The sequence below is a fragment of the Janthinobacterium sp. PAMC25594 genome, assembly GCF_019443505.1.
Lineage (GTDB): Bacteria > Pseudomonadota > Gammaproteobacteria > Burkholderiales > Burkholderiaceae_D > Janthinobacterium.
This window is the reverse complement of sequence record NZ_CP080377.1, coordinates 512,792-531,237: the sequence shown is the minus strand read 5'-3', so window position 1 is coordinate 531,237 and position 18,446 is coordinate 512,792. Positions and strand designations below refer to the sequence as shown.

Here is an 18,446-nt window from a genome sequence, read left to right as displayed (position 1 = left end):
TGTTTGCGCCAGCGCGCAGCCGTGCGCCGTTGACACCCCGCACGGTCTGTCCTATAGTCGCCGGGTTAACAAGAAATGAGAATGAGAATCATGTTCATTAAAATACGAAAATGGCTTGCCTGCTATCCGCTCGTGGCCGCAGCCCTGCTGCTGGCCGGAAGCGCGCAGGCGCAAGTGGCCGATCCTGGCGCCGGCGCCAGGCAATTGTGGCAGTTGATTGATTATGTCGCCGTCGATTACAGCGGCGCCGTCGAGCACGGCAAGGTGGTCAGCGAAGCGGAATACGCGGAAATGCTCGACTTTACTGACAACGCGACGACGCAGATCGCCGCCCTGCCCGCCCACGCTTCGCAGGCGGCCATCGCCGCCGCCATCGCCGACCTGCGCAAAGCCGTCGTGGCCAAGGCCGACGGCGTGGAAGTCAAGCGCCTGGCGCACCATGCGAACGGCTTGCTGATCGCCGCCTATCCGATTCCCGTGGCGCCCAAAGTATTACCCAACCTGGCGCGCGGTGCGGCCCTGTATGCGGCCCAGTGCGCTTCTTGCCACGGCGTGGCCGGCGGCGGCGACGGTCCGCTGGCGGCCAGCCTGGAACCGAAACCGATCGCCTTCACGGATGGCGAACGGGCGCAGTCGCGCAGCGTGATGGCGCTGTACCAGGTCATTTCGCAAGGCGTGGCGGGCACCTCGATGGCCAGTTTCGGCCAGCTGTCCGAAAACGAGCGCTGGGACCTGGCCTTCTTTGTGGGCGGCATGTCGCACGACGCGGCGGCGCGCGCGCACGGCGAAAAGCTGTGGCAGGACGATCCGCGCAGTAAAAAGCTGTACGCGGACCTGGCCGCCGTGACGACCGTGACGCAGGAAGCGGCAGCCGCCAAGCTGGGCGCGGACGAGGCGCATGCGCTGACGGCGTATTTGCGCAGCCACCCGGACAAGGCCGAGGCGCACAAGCCCACGGGCCTGGCCCTGTCGCGCCTGCGCCTGGCCGAAAGCCTGGCCGCCGTGCACGCGGGCGACCGCGCGGGCGCCACGCGCCTGGGCCTGTCGGCCTACCTGGACGGCTTCGAGCCGATCGAGCCGATGGTCGGCGCGCGCAACAAGTCCTTGCTGCTGGCCGTGGAAAACGCCATGCTGGCCTACCGTTCCGCCGTTGCCAAGGGCACGGTGGCCGACGCCGAAGCGGCGGGCGACAAGCTGCAGCAACTGTTCAGCCACGTGGAAGCGGAGCTGGGCGACGCCAAGGCCGAGCCGATGACGACCTTTATCGGCGCCCTGACGATCCTGCTGCGCGAAGGCGTGGAAGCGCTGCTGATCGTAATCGGCATCATCGCCTTCCTGCGCAAGGCCAAGCGCAGCGACGTCATGCCCTACGTGCATGGCGGCTGGATCAGCGCGCTGGTGGCGGGCGGCCTGACATGGGTGGCGGCGACGTACCTGGTGACCATCAGCGGCGCCAGCCGGGAAGTGAGCGAAGGGCTCGGTTCCGTGTTCGCGGCCCTGGTCCTGCTCAGCGTGGGCTTGTGGATGCACCAGAAGAGCAGCGCCGGGCGCTGGCAGGAATACCTGCACGAAAAACTCACGGCGGCCATGACGCGCCGCTCCGCCTGGGGCCTGTTCGCCCTGGCCTTCATCGCCGTCTACCGCGAAGTGTTTGAAACGGTGCTGTTCTATTCCGCCCTGGCGGCCGACGGCAATGGCGGCGCCCTGCTGGGTGGCTTCCTGGTGGCCATCGTGCTGCTGGTCGTGATCGCCTGGGCCTTGCTGCGCACCAGCGCCCGCATGCCTATCGGCAAGTTCTTCTCGTGGACGTCCGCCTTCGTGGCCGTGCTGGCCGTGATACTGATGGGTAAAGGCGTGGCCGCGCTGCAAGAAGCGGGCTGGGTCGGCGTCACTCCGGTCGATTTCATGCGTGTCGACCTGCTGGGCATCCTGCCCACGGCGGAAACCTTGCTGGCGCAGGCGGCCATCCTGGCCATCATCGTCGCCGGCTATGGCTGGAACCGTTACTCGGCAGGCAAGCACAAGCCGGCCTGAGCTTGAAGTTCAATCCTTGAAACGCGCCGGCACGGGCGTTTCTACCCTCCCCCTATCGCTGCAGGCAGCGATAGGGGGATTTTTCATTGCAGCAACAGTGCAGCACGCTAAATGTCGTCTGACGATTTCTTGTTGCTGTGCACTTTTATGCCTGCCAGCCAGGTTTCCTCCACCACGATGTCGCGTATCTTGCGCACGGTCTCGTCCAGCGGGTCTTGCGCAAGAATCACCAGGTCGGCCCGCTTGCCGGCTTCCAGCGAGCCGACCAGATGATCGAGGTGGCAGTGCCAGGCGGCATCGAGCGTGACGGCACGCAATGCCGCCATCCGGCTGAGCCGCTCGTCCTGATTCAGCACCTCTTTGCCTGGCGCACCTTCCATGGTGCGAAATACCGCCTGTTCCATCATGCGCAAGGGACCCAGTGGCGAGACGAAATGGTCCGAGTGCAAGCTGACGTGCATCCCCGCTTGCAGTGCCGACTGGCAACGGTCCAGCAACTGTGTCCGCTCCTGGCCAAAAATGGTACGCTGGAAGGTATGTCCCCAGTAACCGACGTGGCCGATGAGGAAACTGGGGTTCAATTGCAATTCTGCCATTTTACTGATGGCATCGTCATTCAGCAGCGATGCGTGCTCGACCCGCAGTCGCAGCTGACGCCGCTTGTGCGCCTCCTCTTCGCTGATGCCACCGGGCTGTGACGTCAGTACCTGCGCGTAGCTGTCCAGCACATATTCCACCGCCTTGTCGCCATTCGCGTGGACCAGCACTGGCCAGCCGTGTGCCACCGCCTTGTCCAGCATGCGGGTGAAAAGAGACGGCTCGTAATTGCTCAAGCCGGTGTCGGGCACGCCAGGGACCGAGTGTTCATGCGAGCAGGCATAGGGCTCGCTCTGGTAGCCAGTCAAGCCCTGGTTCGAGCCATCCGCGATCAGCTTGATCGCCTTGATGCTGAAACGCTGGTCGCCGTGGCTGTCCAGATCCGGCTTGTAGTGCTGCAGCCACTTGTCCAGCGCCTGTTCTTCGGGTTTGGTGAACAGCGCGGCACCGATACGCACGGGACCGAGGTGCGCCGCCAGTTTGAGCAGGCCGATCTCCACCTGTGGCTGCTCGGTGGCGCCCAGACCGGCGTCGAATACGGTGGTAAATCCCATGGCGGAGGCGTTGTCCAGCACCCGCTTCAGGCACGCGACAAATTCCAGCAGCTTGGGCTGCGGCGCGACCAGCAGCGCCTTGGCGATGTCAATCTCGGTCAGCACGCCGGAAGGATCGGGGATACCAGCCGCCGTCAGCGCAGCGGTATTGAGATAGGCAAGGTGGCCGGAAGAGTTCATCAGCAGGATAGGCACCGTGCTGCTCAGCGGGTTCAGCTGGCTGGCGGTGATGTCTTCCCAAGGCTGCATCAGCGAGGGATCGACGCCGAAGCCCAATACCCAAGGGTTGCCTTTCTTGTCTTTCGGCAGCTTGTCCGGCTGCGCCAGCGCGGTGCGAATCTTCTGGCTGATGCTCTGGAAACTGTATTCCAGATCCAGCTCCTGTTGCTGCGGTGCCGGCTTGAAGGGCGTGAGTGACAGCCAGCTCTTGTACAACGCGCTGGGCAGGATGTGCATATGGGGTTCGATGAAGCCAGGCAGCAAGGTGCTGCCGTCCAGGTCCACTTCGCGCGGCTGGTGCAGTTGCATGGCCTGGCGCACGTCCTGCAGCGTGCCGGTGGCAATGATGGTGCCGCCGGCCATGCCCAGTGCCGTCACCTGCTCGCTGCCGTCGGTGGCCATGGTATGAATGACACCGTTATGGAAGATGATGGCTTGCGGCGTCAGTGTGCGGGAGTGCGGGGAGTATGTCTGCTGGAACGCCGCGTCCAGTTCACCGCTGAGTGCAGTTTCTGTCAACAGGCCGCTTGTCAGCGTAGGCAGGTGAGGCAGGTTGCAGCAGGCGCAACCGAGGTGGTCATGGCTCATGCAGATTCCTATCAGAGGTTAATGATTGACGATGAATACATTCATCATTCAGCATTTGATATGCTCAACAACAGAATATCGGGAAAGCGATATGCATAAACTGGCTCGCTTGTTTCCAATAACTGCTACATAGCATAATGAATTGCCAATCAAAAAAACTCTAACATTGTCACGTTAATGTGCATGACTATGTGACTACTCTGAACGCCTTGCCCTGCATTGATTTCCCGCAGCATTTCGCTATCTATTTATTCACCATTTTGTCAGCCCCCTCCCATTTCCCTGAAGAAGACATAAAACTATTTATCGGCAGGTGACAATTGGATAGTTATATTTTCAAAAATTTAACTATATTCTGTATTGCAGAGATTACACTCGCCGTATCAAAAGAAGTCTATCCATTGAACGCACCATCAACGAAAGCTGATCGATGAAAACTCAACGCGCAACAACCTGGACGCTGGCTCTAACTGTGGCAGGCGCCCTGTTATCTTCCCATGCCTATGCGGCGAAGATCCCTGACTGCGGCAAAAGGGAACCGAGCAAAACCTTGCCTACGCCGCAAAATAGCGAATATGACGCCTACCGCAACGCAAAGACGAGCGCGGTGGCGGGTGGTCCGGGCAATACCGTATTCAATAATAATGAAAAGCGCCTGCCCGCCGCCGGCAAGGACGAGGTTTATTATGAATACTATTTGGGTATCGGCGGCGACGGCGGCGCAGGTTCGCATCGTGCGGTACTGCTTGTGCAAACTCCGGCGGGCAAACGCAAGTTGGTGGAACGCTACTATACGCAGGACCACTATACTTCCTTCTGCAGCCTGAAAAACTAGCCGTTCTTTTTCCAATTCAAGCGGCGCCGAAACCAGCGGTCACGGCGCCGCATCGCGCGCATCCACATACGCCCAGGCCTGCATGCCTGACGCCAGGGTGACGCGCTCGCGCCGGTAGGCGGCCACCTCGTAGCCGTCCGCCTGCCGCAATTCGTCCGCCGAGATGGCCAGCACGGCGCCCGGCACGCAATCCGTCGGCGCGCTGCTGCGCGAGGCGATCGGATGGTGCGTCTTGCCGCTGGTCGCCACCACCTGCGCATCGTCGATGGCCAGCAGCGCCAGGCGGTAGCCGGGCAATTGGTCGGGCCGGCTGTCCAGCAGGCGCCCGAAGGTGGCCAGCTGCACATCGGCCTGCTGTAAGGTGCCGTAGGAAAACAGCTGTTCTGGCGTTTCCGCTGTAAAAGATGTCATTGCCGCTCCTTGTCGTTCGTTATTCCAGCTACCCCAGCCAGTCATGAAACCAGTCCATGGCTAAGTAACCCCCAATAAATTATTGTGATTTCTGACTTCCTTAGCCGGCGCTCTGCGGCGTTGCCCACCGCTCGCAGTGCTCGCACTGCGTCGCGGCGGACGCCTTGCATAGCATCCGGCTATGTTCGTCATAATTTCACAATAATTTCCTGACGATTACTTAGCGCGATGGTGCTGAAATCGGGCCATTACATTATTCACCTGCACCGTGGTGCAGGTCAATCGTGTGGCGGCGCACCGCATGCACGATGCTGAAAATTGCGATATGATGACCGTCATGCAGAACTCATCCAACAACTCAGCGGCCAAACCCTCGGCGCAAAGCCGCAAGGAAGCCACCCATGAACGCATCGTCGAGGTGGCCACGCGCGCCATCCGCCGCAGCGGTTATGCGGGCACGGGCGTGGCCGACATCATGAAGGAAGCGGGCCTGACACACGGCGGCTTTTATGCGCACTTCGCCTCGCGCGACGCGCTGCTGGCCGAAGCGGGCGACCGCGCGGGGGCCGAATCGGTGGCGCTGGCGGCCAGGGTGGCCGCTGCCGCTCCGCCGGGCCAGGCGCTGCAGGCCATGCTGGCGGCCTACCTGTCGCCCGAACACATCGCCGCCATCGAGGTGGGCTGCCCCGTCTCGGCGCTGGGTTCGGAAATGCCGCGCCAGGCGCCCGAGGTGCGGCGCGCCGCCACCATCCACATCAAGGAAATGATCGACCTGTTCGCGCGCCAGTTGCCCAACTGGGGCCAGCCCGAAGCGCACGCGCAAGCGATGGCCATGGTGTGCGCCATGGTCGGCGCCACCATCCTGGCGCGCGCCGTCGACGAGCCGGCCCTGTCGGACGCCCTGTGCGCGGCCACCCTGGCGCAGTTCCAGGACGCAAACCAGCCGTAACGCCCATGGCCCGGGTCCGTCCCGGGTTTTTTTTCAAACAACAATATGACGACCGTCATATTTTATGTTGTCAACCACTGAAGGACTGCCATGAAGAACAACAAGATTGCCCTGGTCACCGGCGCCTCGTCCGGCATCGGCGCGGCCACGGCCCGGCGCCTGGCGCAAGCGGGCTACACGGTGTACGGCACCAGCCGCCGCGGCGCGCAAGCCGATGCGGTCGGCTACACGATGCTGGCGCTCGACGTCACCAGCGACGCATCCGTCGCGGCCGCCGTCGCCGAGCTGATGCGGCGCGAAGGCCGCATCGACCTGCTGGTGAACAACGCCGGTTTCGGCGTGGCCCCGGCGGGCGCCGAGGAAAGCAGCATGGCGCAGGCGCACGCCATCTTCGACACGAATTTTCATGGCGTCGTGCGCATGACCCTGGCCGTGCTGCCGCACATGCGGGCCCAGGGCGGCGGACGCATCCTCAATATCGGTTCCGTCGTCGGCTTTTTGCCCATGCCTTATGGCGCGCTGTATTCGGCCACCAAGCACGCCATCGAGGGATACACTGAATCGCTCGACCATGAAGTGCGCGGCTGGGGCATCCGCGCCAGCGTCATCGAGCCGGCCTATACGAAAACCACGTTCGAAGCCAACCTGCTGGCGCCAGATAGCCCGCTGTCCGCCTACCGGCAAGTGAGCGCGGCCGTCACAAGCCGCCTGCAAGCGCTGATGGCCGGCGCCGAAGACCCTGGCGTCGTGGCCGACACGGTATTGGCGGCGGCGCAGGCGCGCCAGCCGAAATTGCGCTACACGGCCGGGCCGCTGGCGGCACGCTTGCGCCTGATGCGCCGCTTCCTGCCCGCCGCGCTGCTGGACGCCGGCTTGCGCAAGGACCTGCGCCTGGCCTGAACGCCAGTACTTTTTTCAGCCTTCAGAGAGAACATCATGCAAGCATTGCAACTCAAACGATACGGCAGCCTCGATCACGTCGCGTTTGCCGAACTGCCCCGCCCTCCCCCCGGTCCCGGCGAACTGCTGGTGCGGGTGCACGCCGTGGGACTCAATCCCATCGATTATCTGATCCCCAGGGGCGACTTCAAGCCGATCTTGAAACTGCGCTTGCCGGCCACCCTGGGTAGCGACTTTGCCGGCGTGGTGGTGGAAGTCGGCAGCGGCGTCACGCGCTTCAAGGTCGGCGACGCCGTGTATGCGAGTATTTTCGACACGCCATACGGCAGCCTGGCCGAGTTTGCCGTCGTGCCCGAGCAGGCGGCCGCGCAGATCGCCGCCCTGCTCGAAGCGGGAAGCATCCGCCCCGTCATCGACCAGGTGTTTCCTTTTCTTCAAGCAAAGCAGGCGCTGACCTACCTGGCGCAGGGCCGCGCACGGGGCAAGGTGGTGCTGCGGCTGCCCGTGCCCTGAGTGGCCTTGGGATTGCGTTCCGTGCTGTGACGGCAACTGTGATTATGTGTGAGTTTTGCGTTAGCAATTTCGGCCATACTCGTTGTCAACCCCTTACCTATTGATACCGGTCAACTTCAACAAAGGTAGCTCATGCGCTTTTTCCGGGAATGCTGCTGGCTCGCGATCACCCTCGCGGCCGGCACCGCCCATGCCGAACCGGGCGTGACCGATACGCAAATCCGGCTCGGCATGGTCAATGCCCAGACGGGGGCGGCCTCCGGGCTGGGACGGGCCATGCTCGATGGCGCGACGGCCATTTTCCAGGAAGCAAACCAGCGCGGCGGCATCCACGGCCGCAGCATCGAGCTGGTGGTGGCCGACGATGGCTACGATCCGGACCGCGCCATCAGCGAAACGCTCAGGCTGATCGAGGACAAGCAGGTATTCGCCCTGTTCGGCAACGTGGGCACACCCACCACCAACGCCGTCATACCGATCGTCCAGGAAATGAAGGTGCCGCTGGTGGGCGCGTTTACGGGCGCCATGACCTTGCGCCGCCCGGTGGTGCATGAAATCATCAACTTTCGCGCCAGTTATGACGATGAGTCCGATGCCCTGGTGCAGTACTTCGCCAGCCGGGGCATCAAGCGCTTTGGCGTGCTGTACCAGGACGACGGCTTCGGCAATGCCGTGCTCGACGGCACCGTGCGCGCCCTGCAGCGGCGCGGCATGGAACTCGTCGCCAAGGGTTCCTTCCAGCGCGGCACCACGGCCGTCAAGGCGGGACTGGCGGCCCTGATCGGTCACGACTTGCAGGTGGTCATCATGGCCGGCCCCTACACCCCGGTGGCTGCGTTCGTGCGCGAAGCAGGCCAGACCGGGCTGAAGGCGGCCCTGGCCACGGTGTCCTTTGTCGGCACCGACAGCTTGCTGCAGCTGCTGGGTAAGGAAGGCAACAACATTGTGATTTCGCAAGTGGTGCCGCTGCCGGAAGACCGCACGCTACCCATCGCCGCCGACTGCGCCGCGCTGCTGGCCCGGCATGTGCCGGCGGCCCGGCTGTCGTTCGTCAGTTTCGAGGGCTGTATTTCAGCCACCCTGATGGTGGCGGCGCTACGCCGCGCCGGCGCCGACCTCACGCGCGAGCGCCTGATCCAGAGTTTCGAAACGTTCGACCGGCTCGATCTGGGCGGCTTGCGGGTAACGCTGCGGCCAGGCGACCACCAGGCGTCGACGGCCGTCTTCCTGACCCGCATCGCCGACGGCCGTATCGTGCCGGCCGACCCGGCGCCTGGCGCGAAGTGATGCGCGCGGCCGTCCCCTGGAGCCTGGCATGAAAATCAGGACCAAGCTGATCATCAGTACCACCGTCCTGCTGGCGGGCGTGGCGGCCATGGCGGCGGCCAGCCTGCTGCTGGTGAAAGGCATCGAAACCCATGTGCATGGATTGACCGACGAGACCGTGCCGCTGTACACGGACGTGTTGCGCCTGCGCTATACCGTGCAGGATATGACGTCGGATTTTTTCGAGCTGGGCAAGGCGGAAGACCTGGCGCAGCTGGAACAGGTATCGAGCAAGATCGTCGCCAGTATCCGGACCGCCGAGAGCATCAGCCAGGACTTGCGGCGCCACGGCGAGTCGCAAGCGCCCCGCTATCACTCGGCCTTCGAACGGGAATTCCAGCGCATGCGCGTCGCCGTGCGCAAGCGCCTGGAAAACGAGGCTTATTACAAGGCGCAGGCGACGGAGATGCGGCAAGTGCTGGCGCAGATCAAGGCCGCGGCCAAGGGCGCGCGCGGTAAGATCCGCCTGGTCGACAGCCAGGCCCAGGCCACGGCCGCCGAGGTGCAGCTGGAAAGCCAGCGCCTGAACGAGAACGCCCGCTACCTGACCGATTTACGCAAGAGCATCCACGACATGCAGATTGCGCTGGCCGAAACGGAGGCCGTGAAAAACCGTTTCCGCATCGCACCCTTGCGCGAACGGCTGACGGCGGCCGTCGCGCACCTGGAAGGCACCAGCGAGCGCGACATCAGCCCGGCCCAGCTGGCGCTGCGGGCGAAACTGCTGGCCACGGCGCGCCAGATGCTCGATCCCGCCGCCGGCCTGCTGGCCCTGCGTGCAGCTCTGCTGGCCGAGGGCGGCGCCAGCGCGCAGCAGCAAGCCGCCTATGCCGCCCTCAAGGAAGACACCAGCGCCGCCCTGGCCGGCGCCCACCTGCGCCTGGCCGAAGAGCTCGATCCCATCGAACTGCAGCTGGCCATCGGGCGCGACCGGCTGGCCGAAGCGGGCCGCTACATGCACACCTCGGCCCGCATCGAGGACGCCAGCGGCGAAATCAACCTGGCCGTCGACGCCATCAGCATCGACGTGGGCGAAGTCATGCTGGCCACGGCGGCGGCCGACGTCACGCGCCTGGGCGACGATATCGCGCTGCGCATCAGTGCCCTGCACCGCGACATGGCCACCATGCAGACCTTGCTGCAAAGCATAGGCCAGCTGGGCTTGCTGGCCGAAACGCGCGGCGTCAACACCCATCTGGACGCGGTGGAGCGTTCGGGACAGCGGCTGGTGCAAGCCAAGGGCAGCGTGCTGGACAGCCAGACGGCGCTCGACGAGGTCATCGACCACGTGCGCGCCTTCGAGCGCGAGCAGGCCGCCTATTCCGCGCAGCAGGTGGCGCGCATCACGGGCCAGCAGCAGGACGCGGTGAGCAAGGTGCGCGATGGCGTGCGGCATGCCTTCGTGCTGATCCTCGGCATCGCGCTGGTGCTGCTGCTGGCCTGCGTGGCCATCACGGGCCTGATCAGCGCGTCCATCGCCCGGCCGCTGGCGCGCCTGTCCTACGCCATCGCGCATATCCGCGACGGCAAGGCGCTGTCGGTGCGCGTGGCGCAGCACGGCAGCGATGAACTCGGGCAATTGATCCTGGGCTTTAACGGCATGCTCGAGCACGTCGAACAGCGCGACCTGGCGCTCAAGCAGGCAAAGGCCGAGGCCGACGCCGCCAACCGCGCCAAATCGGAATTCCTGGCCAAGATGAGCCACGAAATCCGCACGCCGATGAATGGCGTGCTGGGCATGACGGAGTTGCTGCAGCGCGCAGAACTGAGCCCCAAGCAGCAGCGTTTCGTGCACACGGTGCACCGTTCCGGTGAAAGCTTGCTGAGTATCATCGACGACATCCTCGACTTTTCCAAGATCGAGGCGGGCAAGCTGGTGCTCGAACATATCCCCTTCGACCTGCGCCAGGTGATCGACGATGTGGTGGCGCTGTTTGCCAACGGCATCCAGCGCAAGGCCATCGAATTTACCTGCCGCATCGCGCCCGACGTGCCGCAGCATGTGCGCGGCGACCCCGTGCGGCTGCGCCAGATCCTCACCAACCTGCTCAATAACGCCACCAAGTTCACCGAGCGGGGCGAGATTTCCGTCGATGTCAGCCGCCCCGCCGCCGGCCAGATCCGGCTGGAAGTGCGCGACACGGGCATCGGCATGGCGCCGGAAGCGGCGGCGGCCGTCTTCCAGCCCTTCCGCCAGGCCGACAGCACCACTTCGCGCAAGTACGGCGGCACGGGACTGGGACTGGCCATCATCAAGCAGCTGGTGGAGATGATGGGCGGCAACATCGTACTCAAATCCGTGGCGGGTCAGGGCTCCAGCTTCGCCGTGACCGTCGTCGTGGGCGAGGTGGCGCCCGGTGACGCGCCGCCGCCGGCGCCGCCGCGCGTGTCGCTCGATGCCTTGCACGTGCTGATCGTCGACGACCATGCCACCAACCGCAATATCCTGCTGCAGCACGCGATCGAGTGGCAGATGGCCGCGTCCAGCGCCGCCGACGGCGCCGAGGCGCTGGGCCTGCTGCAAGGCGCGCTGCGCGGCGGGCGGCCGTTCGACCTGGCCATCATCGACATGCGCATGCCCGTCATGGATGGCGCCGAGCTGGTGCGGGCGATCAAGGCCGACGCCGCCATGGCGGCACTGAAAATCATCATGCTCAGCTCGCTGGATGCCTCGGCCGATCTGCACCAGGTGACGGCGCTGGGCGTGGAATACTGCCTGACCAAGCCCGTGCGGGCGCTGGAACTGCGCCACTGCATCGAAGCCGTGGGCGGCTTCGGCACGCCGGCGCCCGCCCTGCCCGCTCCACCCGATACGGCTGTCCCGGCCACCGGCCAGGCGCCGCTGCGCATGCTGCTGGTGGAAGACAATGCGATCAACCAGGAAATCGCCCTGGCCATGCTGGAAGATACCGCTTACCAGGCCACGCCGGCCGACAACGGGCGGCGCGCGCTGGCCCTGTGGGAGCGCTACCCGTTCGATGTGATCCTGATGGATTGCCAGATGCCGGAAATGGACGGCTTCGAAGCGACGCGGCGCTTGCGCCACATGGAAGCCCAGCAAGGCCGTGAGCGCACGCCCATCATCGCCCTGACGGCCAACGCCATCCTGGGCGACCGCGAACTGTGCCTGGACGCGGGCATGGACGACTATCTCGCCAAGCCGTACACGCGCGCCGCCCTGCTGGCCGTGCTGGCCCGCTGGCGCCCGGCGTCCAGCGCGCCGGCGGCGGCGCAGACGCCGGCAGTGACGGCGCAGGCTGTCCAGAAGGCGCCGGCCGAAGCGGCCGCCATCCTCGACGCGGCCGCCCTGCAAAACCTGCGCGCCATGCGCCGTCCCGGCCGTCCCGACGTGCTGGGCCGCATCATCGACCTGTTCTACAGCGACGCCCCGCGCCTGCTGGTGCAGCTGGAAGTGGCGGCCGGGGCCAGCGACGCCGCGGCGCTGCAGCTGGCCGCGCACACGCTCAAGTCCAGCTGCGCCAACGTGGGCGCGCTGGGCTTGTCGGCCACCTGCCGTGAAATCGAACAATACGCGCGCGGCAGTGACGTCGGCGGCGCGCTGCGGCATATCCGCGGCATCCAGCAAGAACTCGACCGTGTCCTCGCCGCCCTGGCCATTGAAAAGGAAGCCCTATGAATACCGCACTCCCCCCGCAAGCACTGGTCCTGGTGGTCGATGACGACACCATGACGCGCTTCCTGGTGACGGAAGCGCTGGAGCCGGAAGGCTTCCGCATCGAGGAAGCGGCCAGCGGCCTGGAAGCGCTAGCCGCCTTCCAGCGCGGCGTGCCCGACCTGGTCCTGCTCGACGTCGCCATGCCCGGCATGAGCGGCTTCGAATGCTGCGCCCAGCTGCGCCGGCTGCCCGGCGGCGCGCACGTGCCCATCGTCGTGCTGACCGGCAACGATGACGATGATTCGATCAAGCAGGCGCTGGAAGCGGGCGCCAGCGATTTTATCTCCAAGCCGATGCAATGGCGGCTGCTGGCGCACCGGCTGCGCTACCTGCTGCGGGCCAGCAGCGCGCTGACCGAATTGAGCCGCATCCAGGAAAGCCTCAACCACGCGCAGGCGCTGGCCCGCCTGGGCAACTGGGAATACCGGGGCACCGGCGGCGATGGTTACTGGTCGCCGGAACTGTTGCGCATCCTGGGCCTCGATGCCGCTTCCGGCGCCACCAGCTTCGACCGTTTGCTGCAATGCCTGCCCGAAGACCAGCGGCCCCTGCTGCTCGATGCCTTCATGGAACTGCATGCCAGCGGCACCAGCTACGGCCTGGAACACGGGGTGCTGCAGCCGGACGGCGGCGAGTGCATCGTCTTTCACCAGGCCGAGGCCGTGCGTGAAGGTGGCGAAGTGCTGCTGATGCGCGGTACCGTGCAGGACATCACGGAACGCAAGCGGCAGGAATGGCGCATCGAGTACCTGGCCAACCACGATGCGCTGACGGATCTGCCCAACCGCCAGTTGCTGAACGACCGCATCGGCCAGGCCATCGCCCAAGCCCGCCGCACCCACCTGCACCTGGCCACCCTGATGCTGGACCTCGACCGTTTCAAGTTCGTCAACGACAGCTATGGCCACCCGGTGGGCGATGCGCTGCTGCAGGAAGTGGCCCGCCGCCTGAAGCTGGCCGTGCGCGAAGGCGACACCGTGGCCCGCCAGGGCGGCGACGAATTCGTCATCCTGCTGACGGACTTGCCCGATAGCGACACGGCCGAGGACATCGCCAAGAAGGTGCTGGCGGTGTTCGCCGAGCCCTTTTTGCTGGGCGAGCATACCTTGCACGTCAGCACCAGCATCGGCGCCAGCGTGTTTCCCTCCGACGGCGACAGCGCCGACATTCTGTTGAAGACGGCCGATGCGGCCCTTTACAGCGCCAAGGACAAGGGCCGCAACGCTTACCAGTTCTACAACCACAAGATGGGCGTGCTGGTGGAAGAGCGGGCCGAGATCGAGCACGCGCTGCACCAGGCGCTGGCGCTGGGCGAGCTGGAATTGCATTATCAGCCCAAGGTCGATCTCACCAGCGGCAAGATTTATGGCATGGAAGCGCTGCTGCGCTGGCGCCGGCCCGGCATCGGCCTGGTGCCGCCGGACCGCTTCATCCCCCTGGCCGAGGAAACGGGCATGATCGTGCCCATCGGCGAATGGGTGCTGCGCACGGCCTGCGCGCAGCTGGGCGTCTGGCATGCCTACGGCTTTGCGCACCTGACGATGGCCGTCAACGTCTCGGCGCGCCAGTTCCGCCAGGTCGACATGCCGCAACTGGTGCGCGCAGTGCTGGCGGAAAGCGGCGTGCCGTCCCACTGCCTGGAACTGGAACTGACGGAAAGCGTGCTGATGCAAAACCGCGACCTGGTGGTGCGGGCGCTGGAACAGTTGAAGGAAATCGGCATCACCCTGGCGCTGGACGACTTCGGCACCGGCTATTCCAGCTTGTCCTATCTCAAGCAATTCCCCATCGACGTGGTGAAGATCGATCAATCGTTCATCCGCGACGTGACCGACAGCGTGGACGGCGCTTCGCTGACCCGCTCCATCATCGCCATGGCCAAGTCGCTGCACCTGACCACGGTGGCCGAGGGCGTGGAAACGGAGGGACAATTGGGATTTCTCAATACCAACCGCTGCGACGCCATGCAAGGCTATTACTTCAGCCGCCCCCTGCCCGGCGCCGAGATGGATCTGATGTTGCATGCTGGCACCCATTTGCCGCCCGAGAGCTGCCATGCCGTGGCGCCGCAGCGCGTGCTGCTGCTGGTCGATGACGAGGAGCATATCCTGTCCGCCCTGCGCCGCTCGCTGCGCAAGGAGGGCTACCAGATACTCAGCACCACCAATGCGCAGGAAGCGCTGGAACTGGTCGCGTCCCACGCGGTGGGCGTGATCCTCACGGATGCGCGCATGCCGGGCATGTCTGGCAACGAACTCTTGCGCCGCATCAAGGGCGTCTATCCGGAGATCGTGCGCGTGATGCTGTCCGGCTATCCTGAGCTGCATTCGGTCACGGCGGCCATCAACGAAGGCTCGGTGTACAAGTTCATCACCAAGCCGTGGGACGAAACCCTGCTGAAAGACCACTTGCTGGAAGCCTTCCAGCGCTTCGAATCGGGCGTGCAACGACCGCCTCGGGGTCCCCATGGCATCGAAATCAGCAACCGTGCCGCCTAGGCGCCGCCAGGAGCCATCATGCAGGAGCAACTATTCTTCGAAGGCTTGCGCGCCCTGGCCGAAGCTGCCTTTCCCAAGCATTGCGCCTGCTGCGGCCGCGTCTTCGCCACGGCGGACGAGTTCATCGGGCAGACGCGGGCGATGCGGCAGAATGTTTCCGGGCTAAAGCAAAGTTTCGATGACAACAACGTCGCCATCGTCGAGGTCTACCGCAATTGCCCGTGCGGCTCGACCCTGATGGATTTCTTTTCGGACCGGCGCGACACATCCGAACCGTGCCAGCAACGGCGCCTGCTGTTCGAGCGCCTGCTGCCGCTGCTGCAGGAAAAAGGCATGGAACGGGGCGCGGCGCGCGCCTATCTGCTGCAGGTCGTGCGCGGCGAGCTGCCTTGAGGGGCAGCTCGTCGTATCACCTTACCAGTAACCAAGCACCTTCCACCACGTCGTGCCGACGACGGCAAAGATCAGCAGTTCCACCACGCACATGATGAAACCGACACGCCACCAGTTGCCCATCGTCACGAAGCCGCTGCCGAAGATGATGGGCGAGGTGCCCGTGGCGTAATGGGTCAGGGTCATCATGATGGCCGAGCCGGCCGTCATCATCAGCATGAACGGTACGTGGTATTCGGCCGGGATCAGGTGCAGGCCCACCGTCAGGAAGGCCAGCAGCATGGCGCTGATGTGGGCCGTCGTACTGGCAAAGAAGTAATGCGAGAAGACGAACACGAGCACCAGGACGCCGGCGATCGGCAGCCAGTCCATGCCGCTGGCGACGATGGCCGCCTTCATGCCGGCCGAGAACCAGGCGATCACGCCCGTCTTGTTCAACTGCTCGGCCATCATGACGAGCGCGCCGAACCACACCAAAGTGTCCCAGGCACTCTTTTCCGACAGCACGTCGTCCCAGTCGATGGTGCCGGTAATGATCAGCACAAACAAGCCGATGAAGGCGACCACCGTCGCATCGAGCGAAAACGCGGGGCCGAACAGCATGGCGGGCACATTCGCCCACAGCAACAGCAACAAGGCGAAGGTACCCAGCATGACTTTTTCCGACGGCGACAGCGGGCCCATGCTTTTCAGTTCCGCCTTGGCGTAGGTGACGGCGTCCGGCGTGGCTTTCAGTTCCGGCGGCGACAGCCAATAGATAATCAGCGGCATCACCAGCAGGCAGACCAGGCCCGGCAGCAGCATGCACAGGGCCCAGGTGGTCCACGTCAGGTGGAAACTCTGGCCGCTGGCCTTGGCGACGAAATCGACCACCAGCGGGTTCGGCGCCGTGGCTGTGAGGAACATGGCCGACGTGATCGGGTTGGCGTGGTAGTTGACGAGGGCCAGATACGTGCCCACTTTCCCTTCCGTGCCCTTGGCAGGATCCGAATCGAAGGCGTTGGCGATCGATTTCATGACGGGATGGACGATGCCGCCGCCGCGCGCCGTGTTACTGGGCGTAAATGGCGCCAGCACCAGTTCGCAAATCGCCAGGCCATAGCCGATGCCCATGGTGCGCTTGCCCAGCAGCGAGATGAACAGCAGGCCGATGCGGCTGCCCAGCCCCGTCTTTTTCAGGCCGCGCGAGATCAGAATCGCCACGACGATCAGCCAGATCAGGGGATTCGAAAAACTGCTGAGCGCATCCGTGATGGCGCCCTTGGACGAGGTCGACGTCACTTGCGACAATGACACGATAACGATGGCCATCATGGCCATCACGCCGATCGGCATGACTTTTAATATGATCGCCAGAATCGTGGTGAGGAAGATCGCCACCAGGCCCCAGGCCTTGGGCGTCAAGCCATCGGGCGCCGGCAGCAATAGCATGCTCACCAGCAAGGCCGTGCAGATCAGGGCGGGGACGAGGCGGAATGGGACGGCTTCTTTGAAATGCAGGAACATGTCGCGCACTGTTTTATACATCTTTATTACCTTTCGCTGTGGGTCAGGCATCCTGGCGGCCGGAATCGTGCACGCAGATTCATGGGCCGGCAGGCACGAAAAACCGCGCCCGCAAGATGACAGATGCCCAACAATTCTGTTCGGCAATATCATACACGCAAGGCGTCCCCGCCCCCTGCTTCATACGGCGCGCCGTTCCCGGCAATTGCAAAATCGTTGACCTGCGAGCGACATCTCTCACATAATCGCCCCTCATGCTGCCAAACCGACAAGGACGCCATTGCAAGCCCGCAACCATCATATCGACGCCCTGCGCGGCGCGGCCATCCTGTGCGTGCTGTTGCTGCACTTCGCGCTGGCCTATGGCTTGAAGAACAGCCCGCTCGTCGTTCTGCCGACTTGGCTATTGAAAGCCGCCTACCAGGGCAATTACGGCGTGACCATGTTTTTCGTCATTTCCGGCTATTTGATCACCTCGACCTCGCTGCGCCGCTGGGGCGACCTGGCGCGCATCGACCTGGCCGCATTTTATGCCTATCGCATCGCCCGCCTGCTGCCAGCGTTGCTGCTGGCCCTGTCCCTGATCGTGCTGCTGGGTGTGCTGGACGTGCCCTTCTTTGCCAATTCGGACGGCGGCAAGGATTTGCCAGCCAGCTATTTCGTCATCGCCGTCGCTTCCGTGCTGACCTTCTGGCACAACGTGCTGATGCAAAGCGCCGGGTATTTCAATTACTGCCTGAACGTGTACTGGTCGCTGTCCGTCGAGGAAATGTTTTACCTGCTGTTGCCGCTGTCGTGCCGCCTGCTGCGCCGGCGCCAGGCGATCATGCTGCTGTGCGGCGCCGCCATCGTGGCCGGCCCCGTCTATCGCAGCTTGCACGCGGACAACGAAATCTATTTCATGTACGGCTACCTTGCCTGTTTCGACGCCATCGCCATCGGCTGCCTGACGGCCCTGCTGACGCAACACTGGCAGCCTGGCGCGCGTGCAGGGCAACTGTTGCGCTGGGCGGCTGGCCTGGCCCTGGCGGCCGTGTACGTGCGCGGCATCGGCGGCCATGAAGTCTTCGGTTTTACCCTGATCGCGCTGGCCAGCGCCGCCTTCATCGTGGGCGCCACGGCGGGCCAGGCGGCCAGCCAGGGCCGCTCCGGCCCGCTGCAATGGCTGGGACGGCACAGCTACGAGCTGTACTTGTTCCATATCATCGTGCTGGCGGGCATGCGTAACGTGGTCGACAAGGCGGGCCTGGGCTACGCGGAGCGCCTGCCGTGGCTGGCGCTGTTCCTCGCAGCGACGGCGCTGGCGGCCGCCCTCGTGGCCCGCTGGGTGTCCGAACCGGCGAATACCGCCCTGCGCCGGCGCTTCCTGGGCGCCGCCGCGCCCGCGCCAGCACGCGCGGGCGGCAGCCCTGGAGCGGCGCCTTGAAAAACTGAGCCAGGTCAAGAG

General features: G+C 64.4%; 13 protein-coding genes. 10 read left to right on the top strand and 3 right to left on the bottom strand.

Translation table 11 applies throughout. The annotated features are described in order from the left end of the window. The first annotated feature begins 90 nt into the window (after positions 1 to 90). On the top strand, positions 91 to 2,034 hold the full coding sequence (locus tag KY494_RS02390) for an FTR1 family protein (RefSeq protein ID WP_375143452.1): 1,944 nt from the start codon (positions 91 to 93) through the stop codon (positions 2,032 to 2,034). Between the two features lie 107 nt (positions 2,035 to 2,141). Here the strand turns inward: KY494_RS02390 and KY494_RS02385 are convergent, their stop codons facing one another. Further along, positions 2,142 to 3,992, bottom strand: a complete 1,851-nt coding sequence (locus tag KY494_RS02385; protein WP_219889727.1) for an amidohydrolase — start codon at positions 3,990 to 3,992, stop codon at positions 2,142 to 2,144. Positions 3,993 to 4,422: 430 nt separating this feature from the next. Here KY494_RS02385 and KY494_RS02380 point away from each other — a divergent pair, with 430 nt between their 5' ends. Continuing rightward, positions 4,423 to 4,827, top strand: coding sequence for a ribonuclease domain-containing protein (locus KY494_RS02380; RefSeq protein WP_219889726.1), 405 nt, complete (start codon positions 4,423 to 4,425; stop codon positions 4,825 to 4,827). A 39-nt stretch (positions 4,828 to 4,866) separates the two neighbouring features. Here KY494_RS02380 and KY494_RS02375 read toward each other — a convergent pair whose 3' ends face one another. After that, the gene (locus tag KY494_RS02375; RefSeq protein ID WP_219889725.1) at positions 4,867 to 5,238 is read right to left on the bottom strand and encodes a gamma-glutamylcyclotransferase family protein; all 372 of its coding nucleotides are present in this window, start codon (positions 5,236 to 5,238) and stop codon (positions 4,867 to 4,869) included. A 325-nt stretch (positions 5,239 to 5,563) separates the two neighbouring features. Between KY494_RS02375 and KY494_RS02370 the strand changes: the two genes are divergently transcribed. The 7 genes from KY494_RS02370 (at position 5,564) to KY494_RS02340 (ending at position 15,493) form a co-directional block, all read left to right on the top strand. Then, entirely contained in the window at positions 5,564 to 6,187 is a 624-nt protein-coding gene (locus KY494_RS02370) for a TetR/AcrR family transcriptional regulator (RefSeq protein ID WP_219889724.1), read from the top strand. Between the two features lie 90 nt (positions 6,188 to 6,277). Then, entirely contained in the window at positions 6,278 to 7,087 is an 810-nt protein-coding gene (locus KY494_RS02365; RefSeq protein WP_219889723.1) for an oxidoreductase, read from the top strand. 36 nt (positions 7,088 to 7,123) lie between these two features. Then, positions 7,124 to 7,600: an alcohol dehydrogenase catalytic domain-containing protein gene (locus KY494_RS02360; protein ID WP_219889722.1), complete on the top strand. Its 477-nt coding sequence runs from the start codon at positions 7,124 to 7,126 to the stop codon at positions 7,598 to 7,600. A 132-nt stretch (positions 7,601 to 7,732) separates the two neighbouring features. Then, positions 7,733 to 8,887 carry an ABC transporter substrate-binding protein gene (locus KY494_RS02355; RefSeq protein WP_219134451.1) on the top strand — a complete coding sequence of 385 codons (1,155 nt, stop codon included), beginning with the start codon at positions 7,733 to 7,735 and terminating at the stop codon, positions 8,885 to 8,887. A 28-nt stretch (positions 8,888 to 8,915) separates the two neighbouring features. After that, positions 8,916 to 12,563, top strand: a complete 3,648-nt coding sequence (locus KY494_RS02350) for a hybrid sensor histidine kinase/response regulator (protein WP_219889721.1) — start codon at positions 8,916 to 8,918, stop codon at positions 12,561 to 12,563. After that, entirely contained in the window at positions 12,560 to 15,100 is a 2,541-nt protein-coding gene (locus KY494_RS02345) for an EAL domain-containing protein (RefSeq protein WP_219889720.1), read from the top strand. Before KY494_RS02350 ends, KY494_RS02345 begins: the two co-directional genes overlap by 4 nt. Positions 15,101 to 15,118: 18 nt before the next feature. After that, the gene (locus KY494_RS02340) at positions 15,119 to 15,493 is read left to right on the top strand and encodes a hypothetical protein (protein WP_219889719.1); all 375 of its coding nucleotides are present in this window, start codon (positions 15,119 to 15,121) and stop codon (positions 15,491 to 15,493) included. 21 nt (positions 15,494 to 15,514) lie between these two features. On the opposite strand, the gene KY494_RS02335 is transcribed toward KY494_RS02340, so the two are convergent. After that, positions 15,515 to 17,020 (bottom strand): anion permease, encoded by a 1,506-nt coding sequence (locus KY494_RS02335; protein WP_219134445.1) that lies wholly within the window; start codon positions 17,018 to 17,020, stop codon positions 15,515 to 15,517. 259 nt (positions 17,021 to 17,279) lie between these two features. On the opposite strand from KY494_RS02335, the gene KY494_RS02330 reads away from it, so the two are divergent. Continuing rightward, positions 17,280 to 18,425, top strand: coding sequence for an acyltransferase (locus tag KY494_RS02330; protein ID WP_258194606.1), 1,146 nt, complete (start codon positions 17,280 to 17,282; stop codon positions 18,423 to 18,425). The last annotated feature ends 21 nt before the right edge of the window (positions 18,426 to 18,446 follow it).

What these genes read in the sequence shown, in the direction of transcription:
- KY494_RS02335 (WP_219134445.1), bottom strand. Translation starts at nt 17,020, where the DNA reads ATGTATAAAACAGTGCGCGACATGTTCCTGCATTTCAAAGAAGCCGTC.
- KY494_RS02385 (WP_219889727.1), bottom strand. Translation starts at nt 3,992, where the DNA reads ATGAGCCATGACCACCTCGGTTGCGCCTGCTGCAACCTGCCTCACCTG.
- KY494_RS02390 (WP_375143452.1), top strand. Translation starts at nt 91, where the DNA reads ATGTTCATTAAAATACGAAAATGGCTTGCCTGCTATCCGCTCGTGGCC.
- KY494_RS02360 (WP_219889722.1), top strand. Translation starts at nt 7,124, where the DNA reads ATGCAAGCATTGCAACTCAAACGATACGGCAGCCTCGATCACGTCGCG.
- KY494_RS02345 (WP_219889720.1), top strand. Translation starts at nt 12,560, where the DNA reads ATGAATACCGCACTCCCCCCGCAAGCACTGGTCCTGGTGGTCGATGAC.
- KY494_RS02370 (WP_219889724.1), top strand. Translation starts at nt 5,564, where the DNA reads ATGATGACCGTCATGCAGAACTCATCCAACAACTCAGCGGCCAAACCC.
- KY494_RS02375 (WP_219889725.1), bottom strand. Translation starts at nt 5,238, where the DNA reads ATGACATCTTTTACAGCGGAAACGCCAGAACAGCTGTTTTCCTACGGC.
- KY494_RS02380 (WP_219889726.1), top strand. Translation starts at nt 4,423, where the DNA reads ATGAAAACTCAACGCGCAACAACCTGGACGCTGGCTCTAACTGTGGCA.
- KY494_RS02365 (WP_219889723.1), top strand. Translation starts at nt 6,278, where the DNA reads ATGAAGAACAACAAGATTGCCCTGGTCACCGGCGCCTCGTCCGGCATC.
- KY494_RS02355 (WP_219134451.1), top strand. Translation starts at nt 7,733, where the DNA reads ATGCGCTTTTTCCGGGAATGCTGCTGGCTCGCGATCACCCTCGCGGCC.
- KY494_RS02340 (WP_219889719.1), top strand. Translation starts at nt 15,119, where the DNA reads ATGCAGGAGCAACTATTCTTCGAAGGCTTGCGCGCCCTGGCCGAAGCT.
- KY494_RS02350 (WP_219889721.1), top strand. Translation starts at nt 8,916, where the DNA reads ATGAAAATCAGGACCAAGCTGATCATCAGTACCACCGTCCTGCTGGCG.